Source organism: Indolivaga macrotermitis (assembly GCF_900128985.1).
Classification (GTDB): Bacteria; Bacteroidota; Bacteroidia; order Bacteroidales; family Dysgonomonadaceae; genus Dysgonomonas_A; species Dysgonomonas_A macrotermitis.
Genome location: NZ_FQUC01000008.1, coordinates 108345 through 131385 on the forward strand (window position 1 = coordinate 108345; position 23041 = coordinate 131385).

A 23041-nucleotide genomic window follows, 5' to 3' on the forward strand; every position below is an offset into this window, starting at 1 on the left:
GCTTTTTTTTATCCCATCACTATTGCAGACAACACAATCTATATAAACTATACAAAAGACCGGTAAAGGTCTGTGTCCTTAAATTCCTTTTTTGTAGCTTTGTAGCCTAAAATATAATAAGACGAAATTGATTTACGGATGAAAATAGAACAGGCAATAGAAACCGAAGTAGTATCGGCGATCAAAGATTTGTACGGAACAGAGATAGACGCGTCTCTGGCTCAACTACAGAAAACTCGTAAAGAATTTAAGGGACATCTGACATTGGTTACGTTCCCTTTCTTAAAAATATCACGAAAAAGCCCCGAACAAACAGCTCGGGAAATCGGGGAATGGTTATCTAAGACCAGTAAATATATCGCAGGGTTTAATGTAGTCAAAGGGTTTCTTAATCTTGAGATTGCCACTTCGTGCTGGCTGGAACTTTTATCTGAAATAAATACAACCCCCGAATATGGTACTCGCAAACCGACAGAAGGTTCGCCTTTGATCATGGTTGAATACTCATCTCCAAACACCAACAAACCACTCCACCTCGGACATATCCGTAATAACCTTTTAGGATTCTCTATCTCCGAGATACTTCAGGCAAACGGCAACAATGTTATTAAAACAAACATTGTAAACGACCGTGGAATCCATATCTGTAAATCGATGCTTGCATGGAAAAAATGGGGGAATGGAGAAACACCTGAATCGACGGGAGAAAAAGGAGACCATCTGGTTGGCAGATTTTATGTATTGTTTGATAAACATTACAAGGAAGAATTAAACAAACTACAGGAAGAAAAAGGTTTGACTAAAGAAGAAGCTGAAGCCCAATCGTCTCTAATGGCTGAAGCCCGGGAAATGCTCCGCCTATGGGAAAACGGAGACACTGAAACGGTCGAACTTTGGAAAACTATGAATAGTTGGGTTTATGCAGGATTTGACAAAACATACAAAGTATTGGGTGTCGATTTCGATAAAATCTACTACGAATCGGAAACATACCTCGAAGGAAAACAAGAAGCTTTAAGAGGACTTGAAGAAGGTGTATTTTTCAAAAAAGAAGACAATTCCGTTTGGGCGGATTTATCAAACGACGGGTTAGATCAGAAACTGCTTCTCCGTGGAGATGGAACCTCCGTATACATGACTCAGGATATAGGAACAGCCAAGCTACGCTATGATGATTACCATATAGATAGAATGATTTATGTAGTTGGAAATGAACAAAATTACCATTTCCAGGTACTAGCAATCTTATTAGACAAGCTCGGGTTTAAGTTTGGGAAAGACCTGGTACACTTTTCTTATGGAATGGTAGAATTACCTAAAGGGATGGGACGTATGAAGTCACGCGAAGGCACCGTTGTAGATGCCGATGACCTGATAGAAGAAATGGTAGCCACAGCCCGCGAAACTTCAGATGAATTAGGAAAGCTAGACAACTGTACCAATGACGAAGCGAACAATATTGCGCGCATTGTCGGACTGGGAGCATTAAAGTATTTTATACTGAAAGTAGACCCTAAAAAGAACATGGTATTCAACCCGAAAGAATCTATCGATTTTAATGGAAATACCGGTCCTTTTATTCAATATACATATGCCCGTATTCAATCGGTCTTGCGCAAATCGGCTGATGCTGGAATTGTCATTTCGGATACGTTGAACAATAAGATTGAACTAACCGAAAAAGAAGAATCTCTAATCCAGCTTCTATCTGAATTTGGCTCCATTGTAAAACAGGCCGGAGACGAATACAGCCCTGCGGTTATCGCCAATTATATATACGAACTGGTTAAAGAATACAATCAATTCTATCATGACCATTCGATATTGAAGGAGGAAAACGAAGATATACGTAACTTCAGATTAGTATTGTCTAAGAATATTTCACTCACAGTAAAGAAAGGAATGCAGTTGTTAGGAATAGAAGTTCCAGACAGAATGTAATGCTTAATAAGATATTATAAAGAAAACGGATGGCTAATCAGCCATCCGTTTTCTTTATAACATACTAAAATCTTACAATAAGCTTGCGGCTTCCTCATCAAGAAACCAATACAGTTTTCCGAAAGAAGGATTAACACGAGCAGCCGGATATTTGTCAAAAAACTGATCACGTTGTTCTATAATCTGTTTCACCTTCTCTGCCTTTCCTTTTCCCATAGCCAGAAAAGCTATATTGTGGGAGTTATTGACCACTTTTCCGGATAAGCTTATACGGGTCATTCCTGATTCGGGATGTTTAGCCACTACACAATTTTCAGGGCTATCCCACAAATCGATCTGATAAGGAAAAATAGACACAGTATGTCCATCATCACCTAATCCGAGCATCATTATATCAAACGAGGGAATTTCGTTTTCATAAGGTACAAACCCTTTCAGTATATTACTATACCAGATAGCCTCTTCATCGGGTTCTCCTTCTCCATGAATACGGTGAATCTGGCGTTTCGAAATAGCCGGAACATTATTAAACAGGTATTCTTTGGTCATACCATAATTACTGTTCTCGTTTCCGGGTAATACGCAACGCTCGTCTCCCCAATAGAAAATAAGGCGACGCCAATCGACCGAATCCTGACACTTTTCAGACCAGTATTTGAATATCGTTTTAGGAGTAGTCCCTCCCGATAACGATATATTCACCCGCTCTTTTTGAGCCAATTCATCGTTCAACAACTTAGTAAATCCCTCACTAAGGGCTTCACCGTCTTTGTAAATATTAATTATATCTTTCATCATAATTCGCAATAAATTCCGTCATCGGATAAGTTTTTACAAGGATAACGCCAAGTCATATTTTTACCTTCAATCAAACTATCCGCAACATTCGGCCCCCACGAGCCGCAAGGATAACCGTACAGAGGAGCTTCGGGGTTATTCTTCCAATAGTCAAGAATCGGTTGAACAAAACGCCATGCAGCCTCCAGAGCATCGCCTCGGGTATACAATGTAGAATCGCCCAACATGGCATCAAGAAGCAAACGCTCGTAAGCACCGGGTACATATGTATCCTGCAACTGTGAATAATGAAAATCCATATTCACTTCCTTCACTTTATAACCTGCACCGGGTACCTTCATTCCTGTTTTCAGCAGAATACCTTCATCAGGATGTATCCGTATTACCAAGATATTGCCATCATTGCAATATTCTTTATTATCGATAAATAAATTGAGTGGAGTCGGACGGAAATGTATCACAATTTCCGAAACCCGTGTAGGTAAGTGTTTACCCGATCTGATATAGAAAGGAACATCGCCCCAACGCCAGTTATCAATGTAAAGCTTCAGAGCCAGATAAGTCTCCGTACGGGAATCTGGATTCACCCCTTTTTCTTCCCTATAGCCTTTTTGGGGCTTACCTTTCACTTTTGCGGCTGTATATTGTCCTCTGATAACATTGTTTAAAATATCATCCTGAGACAAAGGGCGTATTGCCTGGAATACTTTCAATTTTTCATTACGGATAGCATCCGATTCTATCACTGTGGGAGGTTCCATCGCTACCAAAGCCAATAATTGCAGCAAATGATTTTGTATCATATCGCGCATAGCTCCCGATTGATCATAATATCCTCCTCTATTCTCTACACCTAAACTCTCTGCTGCCGTAATCTCAACATGATGTATATAATTACGGTTCCAAAGTGGCTCGTATATACTGTTCGAAAAACGCGTTACCAGAAGATTCTGAACAGTCTCCTTACCCAAATAATGATCCATACGGTAAATCTGGTCTTCTTCATAATCGGCAAGTAACCCTTTATTCAGATAAACAGCAGATTTCAGGTCTGTTCCAAAAGGTTTTTCGATAACAATACGGCGTATCTTACCCTTCGCTTTATTCAATCCCTGTTCAGCTAAAAATTTCGGAATAAGCGGATATAAATTAGGAGGGGTTGAGAGATAGAACAAATAATTTCCTTCTGTATTTTTTTCAGAATCTAACAGATCCAGCTTTTGCGTTAGTTTTGTATATTCTTTCGAATCTTCCGTATTTATCGATAAGTAATACAACTTATCGGCAAAAGCATCAACATCTGCTTGCGGAGCATCTTTCGAGAGTGAAAACTGACGTATTCCATCAACCATCTTTTCCCTGAACAATTCGTCCGAAAAATCAGAACGGGCTACTCCCAGCATAACAAAGTTATCGGGTAATGATTTTTGTTTATACAAATCAAATAGAGCAGGTACCAATTTACGATAAGTCAGATCGCCTGATGCACCGAATATAACTAGTATCTGATCCTGTATTTTTTTCATATGCGTATATATTTATAGCTAAACCAGCTTTTTATTTTGTATTATTTGCGACTCTATATTTCGACAACTATAATAAACTGATGTATCAGTTTATTTATCAACATCTAAAATTACTTATTTGTTGTGATTATCAGAACAGAATAAGGATATTTTTGCGTTCAAAAGAAAAGCAGGCAAACAACATTCTGAAATAAAGAGCTTTGATGAATACCGATACTCAATTTATATTATCTATAAAAACCGATTTCTTATAATTAGATTTTAAATCACCGAACAAAAAACACCCGGTAATAGACAATCACCGGGTGTAAAGTATTTATAATATAAGCTTATAACTTATTTTTTCTTTCCTTGATTTGCTACTGCATCCATCAACTTTTTGATTTCTTCAGGATCTCCCAAGAAATAATCTTTTACGAAATTTAAATCATCATCAAATTCGAATACATAAGGCACAGCTGTTGGCAAGTTTAAGCTAACGATATTCTCGTCAGAAATACCTTTTAGGTATTTAATAATACCACGTAAGCTGTTACCATGAGCAGCAACGATTATTTCATCATGATTTACTAAAGAAGGATATATAACTTCCAACCAGTAAGGAAGAATACGTTCTACTGTATCTTTCAACGCCTCTGTCTGAGGAACAAATGCTTTAGGCACACCTGCATAACGAGGGTCTTGCGATGCCGAACGAGAATCACTTAGATCTAACGGTGCAGGAGGAACATCATAGCTACGTCTCCAGATAAGAACTTGCTCATCACCATATTTTTCAGCAGTTTCCGCTTTGTTCAAACCCTGAAGCATGCCATAATGTTTTTCATTAAGTCTCCAAGATTTTTCAACAGGAATCCAGTCCAAGTCCATTTGGTCAAGAATAGTATTCAAAGTCTTATTAGCTCTTTTAAGAAAAGAAGTATAAGCTTTTTCGAATTTAAAACCTTCTTTTTTCAATAATTTACCGGCTTTGATAGCTTCCTGAACACCATTTTCGGTCAAATCAACATCAGTCCAACCAGTAAAACGATTTTCAAGATTCCATTGGCTCTCTCCATGACGGATCAAAACTACTTTTTTCATATATTTCTTATTTTAATAGATTAGTCTAAAAATAGATCTCGTTTTTTTAAGTCATACAAAAATACAAAATCGGATTGACTCTCTAAAGAGCTATGACTTAATTATTATAAATCAAAGTCATAATACTGTCTCCAATGAACGGACGAAAATGAGATTCTTCGTAATAGTTATGTTTATCAACAGTAATCCAATTATGTCCGGTAAAGTCGTAAATATGATCTGCTCCTAATATGCCCTGCATAGTCTTCATGTCAGTACTGAAAAAGATAGCCTGAGAATACAACGGGTTCAGCACAACTTTATAATTAGTATGATGCTTCTCGAAAATTTCTTTAATACCTTCCAGATATTTCTTATAATTGTCATCAATCAATCCGTAAGGAGGCATTTTTAAACTGTCGACTACAGTATAGAAAGGGGTGGTCTCATAATAATCGGGCTCATCCTGAATTCTTTTATCTAAATCCGGTCTGGACGGCTGATTGGTTATCGTATCGAACACAACACCTCCCGGTTTGAAATAATGAGATCTCACATATTCATTTTCTACTCCGAACCATTTATTTGCATATAATGAATAAAGGAACGACGGGGAGAAATAAGCCTCGAAATGCACTCTATGGAATTCAATCCATGTTATATCAGACGAGCGGTAATCTTCTATATAGAGAAAGTAAGGCTCGTTATCAAAATGGCGATATGTATAGTCTGTATCAAAACACAATAAGACATTCTTTATATCGACTCCTTTTTCATCGAGCATACGTAGTTTATGGTACATTCCTGATATTTTTTCTCCGTATGCATCGAAAGAATAGACCTTTGCATCTTTCCCCAAATGCTTTTCCCACGAAGAAGCATGATAACCAAACACGCGTGAGCTACCAAATATGAAAGAGTTATATTTTTCCTTTTGATAATTCCGTAAGAAGACTTCAGTAGACACATGTCCTCGGTTAACCTGAAAAGAATGTGAATAATCAGAATATGATTTCACTACCATGAAAGGGTCGTATATAACGTATCCTGCCAGTAAGAGCACAAAAGCAATTACCGGAAAAATCATAAATAAAAGTACCTTTCTCAGAAACAATTTCATTTCTTAAAACTGAAAATAAATAAATTGTTGCTCTCCGCCTGTCATCCACAATATAGTAAGTATTATTGCATAATAAAATACCCACCGTACCGGACGTTTCCACGAATCAGAGAATTTCTCCAGAGCATACTTTCCTTCTCTCCCACACCATTCTATCAGCATAAAGATAGCTACAACAATGAATACTTTGCCCGAATATACCTGAGGCATACTAAAGAGCGATGCCGAGAACATTTCTTTGACATACTGAACTGCAACAGTCATATTCTCCGCACGGAAGAATATCCATGCAAAACTAGCCAATAAGAATGTTGTCACCACCTGCACAGTTTCTGTTACTGTCGGCAATAATCGCCCTTGTGCAACAGTATCGAGGTGGCGCCTGTTCTTCTTAAATATAATCGAAGGCAGCTGAAACAAAGCATTGAGACCTCCCCAGATAATAAACGTCCAATTAGCCCCATGCCAGAATCCGCTGACCAGAAATATAATAAATGTATTACGTATAGTCTTGAACATTCCTTCGCGGCTTCCACCGAGAGGAATGTACAGATAATCTTTGAACCATGATGAAAGCGAGATATGCCAACGCCTCCAGAACTCGGCTATATTACGGGAGAAATAGGGGAATCGGAAGTTTTGCAACAATTCGAAACCCAATAGCCGCGCTGTACCTAAAGCGATATCTGAATACCCGGAAAAGTCGCCATATATCTGTATCGCAAACAATATAGCGCCTATAGCGAGTGTACTCCCCGAATATGCCCAATGAGAGCCAAAGATAGTATTTACCAGCTCTGCACAGTTATCGGCAATTACGACCTTCTTGAACAATCCCCATAATATCTGCTTCAGCCCATCTACAGCCTTAGAATAACTAAATGTACGGGGTCTTTCGACCTGTGGCAATAAGTGTGTAGCCCGTTCAATAGGTCCTGCCACCAAAAGAGGGAAGAAACTAACAAATAAGGAATAATTGATAGGATCACGTGTAGGTTTTATCTTTCCGAAATAAATATCGAATACATACGATAAACCATGAAATGTATAGAACGAAATACCGACAGGAAGAATTACATTGAGTGTCGAAAAATGAGGGGTTAATCCGAACCATGTCAATAATTCGGCAAACGACTCTATAAAGAAATTGTAATATTTGAATATCCCGAGAAAACCCAGATTAATACTTACTGTCAGTATCAGCCAGAATTTACGTAGGTTACGCGACTCCGAGTTGGCGATCTTCAGTCCTGAATAATAATCGAGAAAAGTAGAAAAAGCCAAAAGAAACATAAAACGCCAGTCCCAACAACCGTAGAAAAAATAACTACAGACCGCCAGAAATACATTCTGCCACTTTAATGATCTATTAAAAACAAACCAATAAAGGAAAAATACACAAATGAAGAATATGGCAAAAATGCCTGAATTAAATAACATCTGGAAATGTTAAGCCTTAATTTAAAGCCTTATTATTACTCCGTTCCCTTAAACGACCATCCTCTTTTAACCTTACAGATCGCACTTTTGTGCGTTGTAACAGCGCACAAAAGTACAAAACTCTATTTTATTCCACAATAGCAAAATCGAGCTGCTTGCGTTCAAGGTTTGCCCTAACTACCTTTATTTCAATTTCGTCACCTAAACGATATTCGCGTTTGCTGCGTCTTCCTCTCAAACAGTAATTTTTCTCGTCGAATTCGTAGAAATCGTCATCTAATTCGCGCATCGGAACCAGACCTTCACATTTGTTCTCTTCTATTTCGGCATAAATACCCCATTCGGCAACTCCCGAAATAATAGCCTTGAATACCCGTCCTATTTTGTCGGACATAAACTCAACCTGCTTATACTTGATAGAAGCCCGTTCGGCATTTGCTGCCAACTGTTCCATATCAGAACAGTGCTTACATTCTCCTTCCGTAACCTCTTTACTGACGCTCCGTCCTCCATTCATATACAAAGTGAGCAGACGATGTACCATCATATCCGGATAACGTCTGATAGGAGATGTAAAATGAGTATAGTAATCGAATGCCAAACCGTAGTGCCCGATATTCGAAGTTGAATATACGGCTTTAGCCATAGCCCTTACAGCAATGGTTGCAATAAGATTTTCTTCCGGTTTGTTATGCACCTCATCCAATAGCTGATTGATAGACTTGGCTACAGCTATGTTACTTCCATCGGTTTTTACTTTATAACCGAATTTACGGCTGAATTCAGACAAGCTTTGCAATTTTTCGGGATTCGGTAAGTCATGTATACGGTAAACGAATGTCTTTGCTTGTTTACTTTTAGGAACTTTACCAACAAATTCGGCAACAGTTTTATTTGCCAATAGCATAAACTCTTCGATAAGCTTATTCGAATCTTTCTGCTCTTTAAAATAAACGCTCAAAGGTTTTCCGTTTTCATCGATTTCGAAACGTACTTCTTCCCGTTCGAAAGCAATCGAACCTGTTTCGAAACGCTTTTCACGTAATTTCTTCGCCAAAGAGTCCAACTTCAACACTTCAGTATTAAAGTCACCTTCACCGGTTTCTATGATCTGCTGAGCTTCTTCGTATGTGAATCTCCTGTCGGATTTAATAACGGTACGTCCGATCCTGTATTTTTTGATTTTTGCATTATCGTCCAGTTCAAAAATAGCCGAATAACAAAGTTTTTCTTCATTCGGACGTAGTGAACAAAGCCCGTTACTCAAACGCTCGGGCAACATGGGTATGGTACGGTCGACCAGATAAACAGATGTTGCACGCGATTCGCCCTCTTTATCAATGATTCCGCCGGGAGTCACATAGTGAGTAACATCGGCAATATGAACCCCTACTTCCCAGTTTCCATTATCGAGCTGACGTATAGACAGTGCATCGTCAAAGTCCTTTGCATCACGTGGATCTATTGTAAAAGTGGTGATTTGACGGAAATCTTCACGTTTAGCGATTTCTTCTTCCGTAATATCGTCCGATATTTTTTCGGCTTCAGCCTCTACTTCTTCCGGATATTTGTACGGAAGTCCGAATTCTGCAAGGATGGCATGCATTTCAGCATTATTAGTTCCGGCAACCCCCAAGATATCGATAACCTCTCCTACCGGATTCTTAGCCCGGTCGGGCCACTCTACAATTTCGACCAAAGCTTTATCCCCGGTCTTTCCTTCTTTGAGCTTATCTCTCGGGATAAAAATATCATTCGCCAGAATCTTGCTATCCATTTCCAGAAAGGCAAAGAACTTCTGTACATTTAATGTCCCAACAAAACGGGTTTGTTTTCTATCGAGTATTTCTACAATTTCGCCTTCCGAGCCGCGTCCTTTTCGGCGAGCCAGCATTTGCAAACGTACACGGTCGCCATTCATAGCATGAGCCGAATTGCGTTCGGCTACGAAAACATTTTCCCCGCCATCATCAGGCACGAAAAAGTTTTTGCCGCTGCTCCTTCGCTCGAAATGTCCTTCGAGAAAAAGTCCTCTGGTATTCGATTTATATTTCCCCTTGCCTGTATCTATGACAAAGGCATCTTCTACCATATCGCTCAGTATATTCATGAGCAACATCCTTTCGGGCTGGGTCTTTATACCTATCTCGGCACCTATTTGTTTGTAATTGTATGCTTTCTCCGTATTCTTATTAAAGAAGTTAATTACCATTGACACCAAATCGTTTTTCTTTTTTCTCTTTTTTGGCGTTTTACTGGGTACTTTATTTTTTGACATAAATAAATATATTTTCTAATCAGGTTTCTTTTTATGAGAAACAGTTACCTGTTTTTTGTTTCTTATTCGGATATCTTCTCTATTGTGGGTTTAGTCGTAACAAATATCCCTTTTACAAATATAATTAAATATTGGCGTTTTCAGATAAAATGCTTACAGAATAAACAATCGCTATATACTGCCATAAAACATAAAGTATGTATATTTGATCTTCACCCGTAAAGCAAATAATCCGATGCGCCTAAAGAAAACAACACTATTTATATTATTAATGTTCTTATGCCCGCTTGGAATTTATAGCCAGAAAGTAGCTGTCACTGCCATTCAGGATAAAGACCCTCTGCCCGGGCATCTGAATACAATAAAAGCAAAATACGATATCGAGTTCAATTTCCCTCAGTTCGATATAGCTTTTACGATTCCGGCAAATACAACCTTTAAAGTGCCCGTTCTTGAAAAAGACGATGTAGCCCTCGAGATAGGTAAAGTCTCTTATTACAGCTATGATTTAAGCTATCTGGATGAATTCGGCACTCGTATATTCAAGTTTTTCGAATCATACACCGACAAATATCCTGCTTTGATCTTTGAGATAGAACGGAAAAGTGATAATACCGTCATTTCCGATTTTCTTACCACAAATCCAAATGGAGATATTTACAAATATGCTTACAGTACCCTTTCGGATAAAGATAAAAGCATTATTCCGGTAAAATCGAAGTTGGGTACACCTATCACCCACTTTCTGGAAGATGACGAATTATCGTACTATCAATATACTTTTTACAAAGATGAGTATTGTTTCAATTTTTATCTCGATTTAACCGTAGTACCCGATGCATCCGATCAACAACGATATATAAACATAATAGAAAGTATCACCTCGAAGAATCTATTCCAAAAACGTACCGAATACGAAACCCGAACTAAATACAGGTATTATAAAAAGGAGAAACGGGTGGATTTGGCGAAGAACGAAGAATACAAATTCGATTATTACAGGGGAACAACAACCCGGAAGAATAAAGCCATAAATACTTTTACCGAAACAGAAATCGAAATACCGGCTTCAACAGAATATCTTGTCAACACAAATTATATTTCCGAAACTGGAGAAGACTCTCTATATATTTATGTCGACAAAAATGACTATATCAACAATAAGTCATGCAGCGAATTTTATTTTATGAAAGATTTTAATCTTAGTCTAAGCCTTTCCGCTAACATAAATAATCCGGACGAATATATAGAACCTCTTAAAAAGAATTACAAAGTCTCCCATTCCGCTAAAGTACGATCGGATAACACCCTTTTTTATATTTATTTTTACGGTTCTAAAGATCAAGGTACATTGGATATATTTTTCGACAACGGAAGCAATTCATTCTATAATGTACGCGTTTTCGGTTATTCGTTGAAAAACCGGATCAATGTACACAAATTACTCTCCACTTACAGGTGGCAGGGAAAAACCTTACCCGGCTTACAGAACCTTATACCACTTGAAGAAGGAGAGCAAGTAGAGTTTACCGCAATCGACATTCCCGACCCCGATCTTTCTATTTCATCGAAATGGGAAATGATGGACTTAGGCTTAAAATTCGAGCTTCCGTGGGATCCCGAAGATTATCAGGTTTCGCGATCCGGCAAAAGCGCCAAAATGTCATCAAGCGGCATTATTATGAAAGCAAAACCAACCGATTCCTTCGGGCTGAATATATACAGTGACAGAACTCCTCTTTTGCTATTTATATCACAAAACGAAAAGCCCGAAAATATGGAAGAAGCATTACGCGACCACGTCCGAGCGTGGGGCGGAAATTCGAGAATCTCCAACATTCAGGCAAATGTTATAAAAGCAGGAAATACGACATGGAATGTAATGATTTACCAATTAGGGAAGTTTTATTACTCAACAGCTATTACCTTTGCACACGGTTGCTCAATTTCTCTCTATGTAAATAACGTGGGCACAGAAAAAGAAATATTAGAAGGTTTGTCATGCATCAAAACATTTGAGTTCGGTAAACCGTTACAACGATAAATAAATTTCGTTTTGTCGAGGATGAAAAAGATCATAATAACCGGTGCCAGCGGATTTATTGGCAGTTTTTTAGTTGAAAAAGCACTTGACTTAGGCTGGCAGGTATGGGCAGGAGTCAGACGCAGCAGTAGCAGGGAATACCTCCAAGACCCGCGAATACAATTTATTGATTTAGAATTCAGTGACACAAAAAGACTAACCGGTCAGTTTATGGATTTTATCAAAAACAACGGTAAAATCGACTATATTATACATAACGCAGGGGTAACAAAATGCCTAAACAGCGATGAATTCGACAGAATCAATTTCAGGTACACGGCTAACCTTACAGATGCATTAAACGAAGCCGGTTTTCCCCTCGAAAAATTCGTTCTGATGAGTAGCCTCAGTGCATATGGTGTAGGTGACGAAAAGAATTATACCCCGATCAAAACATCCGACAACCCGAAACCGAATACGGCATATGGCATAAGTAAAATCAAGGCTGAAGAGTATTTACAGAAACATGCCGATTTCCCGTATATGATACTTCGGCCGACCGGAGTATACGGGCCGCGTGAGAAAGATTATTTTCTGATGCTGAAAACGGTGAAATCAGGTTTAGATGTCGGAGCCGGATTCCAAGATCAGCACCTGACATTTATTTACGTGAAAGACCTTGTAGAAGCTGTTTACTTAGCACTGCAAAGCCCCGTTAAAAACAAAGGCTATTTTGTTGCCGACGGTGATGTATATACCGACAAGGAATACACTGCGCTTGTAAAGAAAGTACTGAACAAAAAGCATGTCTTAAGCATTAAAGTTCCGTTATCGGTATTGAAAGTTATCTCTGTTGTGGCAGAAAAAATCTCGAAAATAACGAAAAAACCATCGACCCTCAATCGGGATAAGTATAAAATAATGAAACAACGCAACTGGGAATGCGATATTACCCCGCTTATAGACGAACTGGGTTTTTCACCGCAATATAATCTCGAAAAAGGATTAGAAGAATCCGTCGCCTGGTACAGAAAAAACAACTGGTTATAAATGAGAAAATACTGGAATATACTAAAACGATATAAAGTAGGATTGATCGTCAGCCCGTTTCTGATATTGGTAAATGTATTCAGCGAGACCATTCAACCGCTATTCATGGCACATATCATCGATGAAGGTGTTATGACCCGCAATCTATCGGCTGTAACTACAATCGGGATATACATGTTACTCGTATCCGTTGCCGGGCTCATTGCCAGTATTGCCAACATCTACACATCATCCCGCACATCCATCGGATTCGGAACCGATTTACGGAACGAGCTCTTCCGGAAAATACAGGAACTTTCGTTTTCCGATATCGACAAATTTAACTCAGCATCACTAATAACACGTCTGACAAACGACATATCGAAAATTCAGCATATTATACTCATCTGCATGCGGATATTCCTGAGAGCCCCGCTTATGATGATTATGGCTGTATTCTTCGTCATAAAGATCAACTCCGAACTGGCACTTGTCCTCATAGCCGCTATACCCGTGTTAAGCATAAGTATATACCTGATCTTGCGAAAAGGATTTCCCCTCTTCATCAAAGTACAGCAACAAGTAGACAAGTTAAATGGCGTAGTCCGCGAGAATCTGATCAATATACGTGTAGTCAAATCTTTTGTAAGAGAAGATTTCGAAGGCAAAAAATTCGCCCGTAGCAGCGAAGACTTAAGAGACATGGTCATTCATGCATCCAATATAGTTGTATCGGCATTTCCGGTGATGCAGCTAATTATGAACATTACCATAATAGCAATACTATGGTTTGGAGGGCTGAAAGTCTCCTCGGGCGAACTGAAAGTCGGTGAACTCATATCATTCGTCAATTACCTAGCACAAATACTTATATCGCTAATGATGCTTTCGATGATCATGATGGCATTTGCCCGTGCATCAGCTTCGTCGAAACGTATATTGGAAGTACTGGATACCGATCCGTCACTGGCTAATACCAAAAAAGGTTTAGAAAATACGCACAGGATAAAAGATGGAAATATCACTTTCCGTCATGTATATTTTCGTCATGCCGGCGGAGAAAATGATATACTGAAAGATATCAGCTTTCATGTAAAATCCGGAGAGACTATCGCTATTGTCGGAGCTACAGGGTCGGCAAAAAGTTCAATGGTTCAGCTCATCCCCAGACTATATGATGCCACTTCGGGCGAAATACTGATTGACGGAACAAACGTAAAAGATTATCACCTGACCGAACTACATGACAAGATAGGTATGGTATTACAAAAGAACGAGCTTTTCACAGGCAGTATCATCGACAACATAAGGTGGGGAAAACCCAATGCTACAAATGAAGAAATTGAAGCTGCTGCAAAAATAGCCCAGGCCCATGACTTCATCTCATCATTTACCGACGGGTACAATACCCTACTCGGACGAGGTGGAGTAAACGTCTCCGGAGGACAGAAACAACGCATCTGTATAGCACGGGCATTGATACGAAATCCCCGTATATTAATTTTTGACGACAGCACCAGCGCAGTAGATTCGGATACGGAACAAAAAATAAGATCGGGACTTAGCGCCGCCTTGAAGGACACAACCGTACTGACCATTACCCAGCGGCTCAACACAATGCAATCGGCAGACAGGGTGGTGGTACTCGAAGATGGGCAGATAGAAGCAATAGGAACTCCCTCGGAGTTACTCGAGAAGTCAAAAATATATCAGGAAATATATTATTCGCAGCAACTTGCTTTCTAGCAGGTGCTTTCGCCGGCTGTTAATAACTGTGTGAATATCCTCCCTGCATATTCGCCAAGTTATTCTCAGTTTATTTCTTAACTTCGTATTCCTGTAGAGAGACCTCAATGATAGATCAAATCACCATAGACCGGATTATAGAAGCCGCCCGCATCGAAGATGTAGTCGGCGAGTTCGTCACACTCAAAAAGAGGGGTGTCAATTTAGTCGGTTTATGCCCGTTCCATACCGACAAAACGCCCTCCTTCTATGTCTCAGCATCAAAGAATATTTGCAAATGCTTTGCATGCGGCGAAGGGGGAAGTGCTGTGCACTTCATAATGAAGCACGAACAGCTTTCGTACTTCGAAGCTTTACGGTATCTGGCGAAAAAATATAACATTGAAATACAGGAGCGGGAACTGACCGAAGACCAAAAGAATGCATATAACGAGCGGGAAAGCCTCTTTATTCTGAATGATTATGCCCGTAATTACTTCGTCAGCACATTACATAATCATTCGGAAGGAAAAAACATCGGCTTATCCTATTTCAAAGAAAGAGGGTTCAGAGACGATATCATAAAAAAATTCCAACTGGGATATAGTCTCGAACAACGAGATGCTTTTACCCAAGACGCCCAGAAAAACGGATTCCGGAAAGAATACCTTATCAAAACCGGGCTCACTATCGAAGGGGACAATTATCTGGTAGACCGTTTCAGAGGCCGTGTCATGTTCCCCGTACATACCCTTTCGGGCAAAGTTGTTGCTTTCGGAGGCCGTATACTAAAAAAAGCCGAGAATACCGGAAAGTATGTCAACTCTCCGGAAAGTGATATTTATCATAAGAGTGATCAGCTATACGGTATTTATTTTGCCAAACAGGCTATAACCAAAGCAGATTGCTGCTACCTTGTAGAAGGATATACAGATGTTATATCCATGCATCAGGCGGGTATCGAGAATGTGGTAGCCTCATCCGGAACGGCTCTTACACCCGGACAAATAAAACTGATACACCGGTTCACAACCAACATTACGGTTTTATATGATGGGGATGCCGCCGGTATTAAGGCTGCATTACGAGGGATAGATCTTCTCTTGGAAGAAGGTATGAATATCAAAGTGGTACTCCTTCCGGATGGAGAAGACCCTGACTCATTCGCCCGGAAACAAAACGCCGAATCGCTGCAAAACTATATAAAAGAACACGAGGTCGATTTTATCCGGTTCAAAACACAATTGCTTCTCGAAGATGCCGGTGATGACCCTATCAAACGGGCATCGCTTATTACTGATATTGTGAGCAGTATCACCATTATCCCCGACGGGATTATCCGTTCGGTATATATACGGGACTGCAGCAACTTATTGGGGATAGACGAACGTGTGCTTATAAACGAGGTTAATAAGAAGCGGCAAAGCTATCTCGAAAAAGAATACGAGAAACGTACTGTACAGACAGGTAATACACCCCTTCCTCCCGAGGCTCAATACGAAGCTGCTGCCGTTGTAGCCTCTTCTGTCGATTTGAAACCCCAGGCAGGGATCAACAGGCAAAATACGCTCGACAAGTATGAACTATCGATTCTTTATTATATCATACGGTATGGAAACTTACCCATGATACAGAACGACGATGAAACAGAACTAACCGACGAAGAAAAAGTAAATGTTCTGGAATATATCAAATACGATTTAGAACGTGACGGACTTTGGTTTCAGCAACCTCTTTATACCGAGATATTAGACGAAGCTGTAACACAGATGGACGACCCTAATTTCGTACCCAGCAGATACTTTTTGGCTCATCCCCGTCAGGAGATAAGCAAGCTAGCAGCACACTTGTTAGAAGACCGGTATGAATTGGGAAAAATACACACTAAACAGTATGGCGAGAATGTAAAACGCGAGGACACTCCATTAGCCGAAGAAAAACAACTGCAAACATCCGTACCCTTAGCCTTACTCGAACTGAAAGAGGCATATATTTCTCTCAAGTTAAAAGAATTGATGAATCAGATGAATCAACGCTGGAAGGAAGGAGACTCGGAAACCGCGACAGCCATTCTGAGCGAATTTCAGGAGCTCAAACGCATCAAAGACATTCTGGCTAAAGCATTACTCGAAAAAGTCGTTTTACGATTCTAAAGGACTCAAAACCTCCTCATCCTTTTCGAGGGGAGGGGAAGCATATCTATAAATACTTACTATTACATAAAAAACAAAACCCTACCGAAATAAATTCAATAGGGTTTGTATATTTTATATGTCTTTATAGGAATTACAGATATCCTCTGACAATACCTCTGGGTGAAGATTTAACAAAATCAACAATCATTTCCATTTCCGGAGTACGTTCAAACTCTTGTTCAATTTTAACGACAGCGTCCGAAAAATTCAATCCCGACTGATAAAGCAATCTGTAAATTTCCTGTATCTGGTTGATACGGTCATTCGAAAAATTACGGCGCCGAAGCCCTACCAGATTGATCCCCGCATAAGTAACAGGCTCTCTTCCTGCAATTACAAAGGGAGGAATATCTTTTCCTAAACGGGTACCACCCTGTATCATTACATGTTTACCGATTCGGGTAAACTGATGCACCAGAGTTCCACCACTGAGTATAGCAAAATCGTCAACCTCTACTTCTCCGGCCAACTGAGTTGCATTGCCCAGGATGATATGGTCTTTCAGTACGCAGTCGTGGGCAACATGGCTATAAGCCATAAGCAAGCAGTAGCTGCCTACTCTGGTTGTCCCTTTAGAGCTTGTGCCTCTGCTGATAGTAGCACACTCTCTGATAATAGTATTGTCACCAATAATAGCAAGTGAATCTTCTCCTTTAAACTTTAAGTCCTGCGGAACTCCTGCAACTACAGCTCCGGGATGTATTACACAATACTTTCCGATACGGGCTCCGTAACGGATATTAGCCCCCGACATTATATGTGTCCCATCGCCAATCTCTGTATTATCATCGATATACGAAAATGGTTCAATAATAACATCTTTTCCTAATTTGGCATTCGGATGAACAAATGCATTCGGTGATATATCTGACATGCGTATCTTGATTATTTATTCTTTACAATTTGAGCAGTGAACTCGGCTTCCGACACTACCTTTTCGCCAACAAAGGCATAGCCTTTCATAATTGCGATACCCCTCCTAATCTCTGATATCATATCCAAACGGAATATCAAAGTGTCGCCCGGAATAACTTTCTGGCGGAACTTTACATTATCGATCTTCAGAAAATAGGTAGAATATCTTTCCGGCTCTTCTACACTGGACAAAACCAGAAGCCCTCCTACCTGTGCCATAGCCTCGACCTGCAAAACTCCGGGCATAACCGGTTCCTGAGGGAAATGCCCCATGAAGAACGGTTCATTCACTGTTATATTTTTAACCCCTACAACATGCGACTGTCCTATTTCTATGATTTTGTCTACCATCAGAAAAGGATACCGGTGTGGCAGCAAGTCTTTAATCTTATTAATATCTAAAACAGGCTCTTTATTTACATCATAAATAGGAGGCTGTACATCATTTTGCTTTATTTGCTTACGGACAACACGAGCCAATTGGTTATTAATCTTATGTCCGGGACGGGTTCCGATTACGCGTCCTTTAATAGGCTTACCTATCAGGGCCATATCTCCGATAATATCAAGTAACTTGTGACGTGCCGGCTCATTCGGATATTGCAAAGGCTTATGATTAAGATATCCCGGCTCCGAGGCATTTTTATGAGGCACCCCTAGCAAGTCTCCTAATTTATCTAATTCCTCTTGCGAAATCTGACGCTCATAAATCACAATAGCATTGTCCAGATCACCGCCTTTTATTAATCCGGCTTCCAGCAATTTCTGAATTTCCCTTACAAATACAAAAGTACGGCTGCTTGCAATATCTTTCTCGAAATCAGAAAGATCATCCAATGTCGCAGATTGATTCGGGATAAATGTAGATTCGAATTCAATGAAAGAATTCACACAGAAATTCTCATCCGGAAGAAGTATCAGTTTAGAACCGGTTTCTTCGTCTTTTACCTCTATCTTCCTACGTACAATAAAGAAGTCACGGTCAGCATTCTGCTCGACCAACCCTACTCTATTTATTTCACGAACATATTCGAGGGCACTACCGTCTAAAATCGGAAACTCAGGTGCATTCACCTCAATCAGGCAATTATCAACCTGTAAAGCATACAATGCCGCCATAGCATGTTCCACTGTACTTACATGTACATCCCCTTTCATCAAAACCGTACCTCTCTGTGTAGCTCCTACATTCTCTGCCAAAGCATCGATAACAGGCTGGTCTTCGAGGTCAACTCGCTTTATTTTATAACCATGATTTTCGGGTGCGGGATTAAATGTAATTGTTATAGGCAGGCCTGTATGTAAGCCTTTACCTTTTAGTGTAAAACTATCCTTTAGCGTTTTCTGCTTTTCCATGTCTGATTTTCTTAAGCAAATATTCCGCTGACACCGGAAATATTGCTCATCCTATTTTTTTATTTATTCAGTTTATCTTTCAATTCTTTTATTTCTTTCTCAAGCTGAGCCATCTGGCGGTACATATCCGGTAATTTAGGGAATACGACACTCGACCTGAAAAAGTCTTTCACCGGAATAGCCGGAGCACCGATTATCTGCGCTCCTTCTTTTATGTTGCTGATTATACCCGACTGGGCACCGATACTGGCTTTGTTTCCGATAGTTATATGTCCTCCGAAGCCAACCTGACCTCCGATAACACAACTTTCTCCGATCTTGGTAGAGCCCGAAATACCCACTTGTGCAGCCATAACAGTATTAGAGCCAATTTCCACATTATGAGCAACCTGAATAAGGTTATCGAGTTTCACGCCTTTCCGTATGATAGTGGCATCCATCACCGCCCTGTCTATCGTTGTATTCGCCCCTATCTCTACATCGTCTTCAATTATGACGATACCCATTTGGGGAATCTTCTTATATACACCGTCCTCAGGTGCAAAACCAAATCCATCCGATCCGATTACTGCTCCTGCATGAATAATACAATTATTACCGATTTCGCATCCGGCATATATCTTCACTCCGGGATATAAGATAACGTTTTCTCCGATCTTACAGCCTTCACCGATATATACTTGCGGATATATTTTTGTATTGTTACCAATAGACGAATACCCTCCTATATAGGCAAAAGCGCCTACATACGTTTTCTCTCCGAGAGTAGCAGTATCGGCAATATAACTCATAGCTTCTATTCCTACTTTCTGAGGTTTAGCCTTTTCGACCATATCCAGCAAAACAGCTAATGAAGCATAAGCATTCTGTACCCGAACCAATGTTGCATTGACAGGTTTCTCTGCTACGAAATCAGAATTCACCAGAACAATACTAGCCTCGGTATCGTATATATAATGAGTGTATTTTGGATTAGCAAGAAAAGTAAGAGTTCCCCGCTTTCCTTCCTCTATTTTAGAAAAATTGCTTACAGCGACATTTGGATCACCTTCGACGGTTCCTTCCAACACGTGTGCAATTTGCTGAGCAGTAAAAGAAAGTTGCATATATAAATATCGGAATATTTAAAGATTTAGATTGCGAAATAAGGAATAATTTTTCAATAATGTATATTTTTTAGACGAAATTGTGCTTTAGACCATTAATATAGCCTTTATTGACATTTTACAAATTGTAAATATAAATCGCCACACACAACAATACGAGTAAATAAAAAAGCATAACTTTCCATTTTTCGTGGGCTAAAGATAAAAAGTGAGATAATAGCAATGCCCCACTCATTACTGTAATATACAAATTGAGCCCTGAATCATACAGAATAAAAATATAGGAAAGTAAAGAAAATCCAAAACAGACATAGAAAAACAGCATATTTGCCCTGATCTGTATTTTGTCATGAAATGAATTTGCCTGATAATTGAAAAATAAAAGTAAGCTAAGCAATATTGCCGGAACCAGATAATATAATTCATCCAAATCTGACCAATTGAACGATAAATTCAATATAGGGTATAAAGACCGGAAAGGAGCCGCAAACCCATCCAGGTCACCTTGTGCAAGAAAAGCAAAAAAGGCCAGCCAGTAGATAGACAGCACTCCTAATATTATAGCCACAAAGGATTTAAAAGTAAGACATCTCATCATTCTCAAACCCAGTATAAACAAAGGTAAATACATGAGGGTATAGAAAGAAAAAAGACTGCCTACAGCCAGAACAAATCCTATGGAATATGCTTTTCCCGAAGATTTCACATCCTGATATGTACTTAATAGTATATAACCGGACATAGCTACCGATAAGCCTCCTATATATTGTGGCGTCATGGATACAAATGCAGGATGAAGGCTGAATATCAGCATCGTCACTACCGGAACAATATAAGTACGTGTACGGATTAATGCATAACGGGCATTAAGCTGATTCAGATAAAATGCCAGCCCGATAGTAAACAGCAAGCTAACTATGGCCGAGACTATCTTTTCGGACAATAATATAGAAGCTACCCCATCCCATAAATACCCCCCCCCGGCGTATTGAGGTACATAATCTGCGGATAGTAGTATAAAACCCAAACGCAAAAGACAAGAAAGTATGATTGAAATAAAAATCAGATTTTTATTTTCAATCATACCTCTTCTGAATGATTTAACTATATCCATTATTTCTTTTTAAAGAAAATTCTTTCTAACAACAAATAAGACCGGGGTCTCATTTCAGATCGTAACCAATATCTTTCCGGTAGTTTTTACCGGCAAACGAGATCAGGCTGGCATTCTTAAAAGACCGGGCCAATGCCTCGTCTTTAGACTGTCCGTAAGAACTAACGGCCAATACCCGTCCACCATTAGTAACAACAGCTCCGCTGCTGACTGTTGTTCCTGCATGGAAAACAATGCTGTCTCTCACGTCACTTAATCCTGCTATAGGCTTTCCCTTTTCGTAATCACCGGGATATCCGCCCGAAACCAACATTACGGTAGTTGCATACCGTTCGTCGATCTCCAGAAATTTTCTGTTCAGAGATTTATTTGCAACCCCTTCGAGCAAGTCTACAAAGTCCGATTTAATACGGAGCATCACCACTTCGGTTTCAGGGTCTCCCATACGGGCATTGTATTCTATTACCATCGGCTCATTGCCTACCGAAATGAGTCCTATAAATATAAATCCTTTATAATCGATATTATCTTTCTTCAGCCCTTCTACTGTAGGAATGATAATCCTGTCTTCAACCTTTTCCATAAATTCAGTATCAGCAAATGAAACGGGAGATACAGCACCCATTCCTCCGGTATTAGAACCGGTATCGCCTTCACCTATCCGCTTATAATCTTTTGCGACAGGAAGTATCTTATACGAATCTCCGTCAGTCATTACGAATACCGAACATTCGATCCCCGACAGAAACTCTTCAATCACAACACGGGCTCCGGCATCACCAAAACGTCCATCGAACATCGCTTTCAATTCCGTTTTAGCTAAATCCAGATCATCAACTATGACCACACCTTTACCGGCAGCCAATCCATCGGCCTTTAAGACATAAGGATGAGACAACTCCTCAAGGAAACGACATGCATCATCCAGCTCTTTAGCCGAAAAGCTTTTATACCGGGCAGTAGGAATATTGTGCCTTATCATAAACTGCTTCGCAAAATCCTTACTCCCTTCAAGTTGCGCGCCTTCCATCGAAGGGCCTATTACCGGAATATGTGTGGTTTGGGGGTCTTGGATAAAACTATCATATACACCCTTCACCAAAGGATCTTCAGGCCCTACCACAACCATATCGATCTTCTTCTCCAAAGCGAATCTTTTTATTGCAGGAAAATCTGTTGCAGCAATATTCACATTTTCTGCAATCAATCCGGTTCCGGCATTACCGGGTGCAACGAAAAGGTTTTTCACTTTTACGCTTTGCTTTATTTTCCAAGCCAAGGCATGTTCTCGGCCGCCGTTTCCTAATAATAAAATATTCATAGGGCAATTGGGTTACAGGTTAAGCCTGTAAAGTTAATAATCTTCATTGTTTTAAAACGCTTCCTCCACAGAGAAATCGCATATAAAAAAAA

General features: G+C 39.7%; 16 protein-coding genes. 5 read left to right on the top strand and 11 right to left on the bottom strand.

Going from position 1 to position 23041, the window contains the following annotated elements; all coding sequences use genetic code 11:
- Positions 1-138: 138 nt before the first annotated feature.
- Complete coding sequence (gene argS / locus BUC12_RS11840) at positions 139-1941, top strand: arginine--tRNA ligase (protein ID WP_062178059.1); 1803 nt, start codon at positions 139-141, stop codon at positions 1939-1941.
- A gap of 72 nt (positions 1942-2013) precedes the next feature.
- Here the strand turns inward: argS and pgl are convergent, their stop codons facing one another.
- The 6 genes from pgl to rnr all read right to left on the bottom strand — a co-directional run bounded on the left by pgl (position 2014) and on the right by rnr (position 10165).
- Entirely contained in the window at positions 2014-2739 is a 726-nt protein-coding gene (gene pgl / locus BUC12_RS11845) for a 6-phosphogluconolactonase (protein WP_062178057.1), read from the bottom strand.
- Positions 2736-4265 (bottom strand): glucose-6-phosphate dehydrogenase, encoded by a 1530-nt coding sequence (gene zwf / locus BUC12_RS11850; RefSeq protein ID WP_062178054.1) that lies wholly within the window; start codon positions 4263-4265, stop codon positions 2736-2738. The genes pgl and zwf overlap by 4 nt, the downstream gene beginning before the upstream one ends.
- Before the next feature lie 336 nt (positions 4266-4601).
- Complete coding sequence (gpmA, locus tag BUC12_RS11855) at positions 4602-5348, bottom strand: 2,3-diphosphoglycerate-dependent phosphoglycerate mutase (protein WP_062178050.1); 747 nt, start codon at positions 5346-5348, stop codon at positions 4602-4604.
- Between the two features lie 97 nt (positions 5349-5445).
- Positions 5446-6447, bottom strand: a complete 1002-nt coding sequence (locus tag BUC12_RS11860; protein WP_062178047.1) for a hypothetical protein — start codon at positions 6445-6447, stop codon at positions 5446-5448.
- 3 nt (positions 6448-6450) lie between these two features.
- Complete coding sequence (locus BUC12_RS11865; RefSeq protein WP_062178044.1) at positions 6451-7887, bottom strand: MBOAT family O-acyltransferase; 1437 nt, start codon at positions 7885-7887, stop codon at positions 6451-6453.
- A gap of 127 nt (positions 7888-8014) precedes the next feature.
- On the bottom strand, positions 8015-10165 hold the full coding sequence (gene rnr, locus BUC12_RS11870) for a ribonuclease R (RefSeq protein WP_062178041.1): 2151 nt from the start codon (positions 10163-10165) through the stop codon (positions 8015-8017).
- 235 nt (positions 10166-10400) lie between these two features.
- Between rnr and BUC12_RS11880 the strand changes: the two genes are divergently transcribed.
- The 4 genes from BUC12_RS11880 (at position 10401) to dnaG (ending at position 17095) form a co-directional block, all read left to right on the top strand.
- Positions 10401-12209, top strand: coding sequence for a hypothetical protein (locus BUC12_RS11880; protein WP_139262053.1), 1809 nt, complete (start codon positions 10401-10403; stop codon positions 12207-12209).
- Between the two features lie 21 nt (positions 12210-12230).
- Positions 12231-13238, top strand: a complete 1008-nt coding sequence (locus BUC12_RS11885; RefSeq protein WP_062178031.1) for an NAD-dependent epimerase/dehydratase family protein — start codon at positions 12231-12233, stop codon at positions 13236-13238.
- Entirely contained in the window at positions 13239-14963 is a 1725-nt protein-coding gene (locus BUC12_RS11890) for an ABC transporter ATP-binding protein (RefSeq protein ID WP_062178027.1), read from the top strand.
- Between the two features lie 107 nt (positions 14964-15070).
- Positions 15071-17095, top strand: coding sequence for a DNA primase (gene dnaG, locus BUC12_RS11895; RefSeq protein ID WP_062178024.1), 2025 nt, complete (start codon positions 15071-15073; stop codon positions 17093-17095).
- Positions 17096-17228: 133 nt separating this feature from the next.
- On the opposite strand, the gene lpxA is transcribed toward dnaG, so the two are convergent.
- The 5 genes from lpxA to purD form a co-directional block, all read right to left on the bottom strand.
- Positions 17229-18011 (bottom strand): acyl-ACP--UDP-N-acetylglucosamine O-acyltransferase, encoded by a 783-nt coding sequence (gene lpxA, locus BUC12_RS11900; protein WP_062178020.1) that lies wholly within the window; start codon positions 18009-18011, stop codon positions 17229-17231.
- An 11-nt stretch (positions 18012-18022) separates the two neighbouring features.
- Positions 18023-19408: a bifunctional UDP-3-O-[3-hydroxymyristoyl] N-acetylglucosamine deacetylase/3-hydroxyacyl-ACP dehydratase gene (locus BUC12_RS11905; RefSeq protein WP_062178017.1), complete on the bottom strand. Its 1386-nt coding sequence runs from the start codon at positions 19406-19408 to the stop codon at positions 18023-18025.
- Positions 19409-19467: 59 nt separating this feature from the next.
- Positions 19468-20514, bottom strand: coding sequence for a UDP-3-O-(3-hydroxymyristoyl)glucosamine N-acyltransferase (gene lpxD / locus BUC12_RS11910; protein ID WP_062178014.1), 1047 nt, complete (start codon positions 20512-20514; stop codon positions 19468-19470).
- Between the two features lie 118 nt (positions 20515-20632).
- Positions 20633-21628 carry a hypothetical protein gene (locus tag BUC12_RS11915; RefSeq protein ID WP_062178010.1) on the bottom strand — a complete coding sequence of 332 codons (996 nt, stop codon included), beginning with the start codon at positions 21626-21628 and terminating at the stop codon, positions 20633-20635.
- Positions 21629-21677: 49 nt separating this feature from the next.
- Entirely contained in the window at positions 21678-22949 is a 1272-nt protein-coding gene (purD, locus tag BUC12_RS11920; protein ID WP_062178006.1) for a phosphoribosylamine--glycine ligase, read from the bottom strand.
- Between the last annotated feature and the right edge of the window lie 92 nt (positions 22950-23041).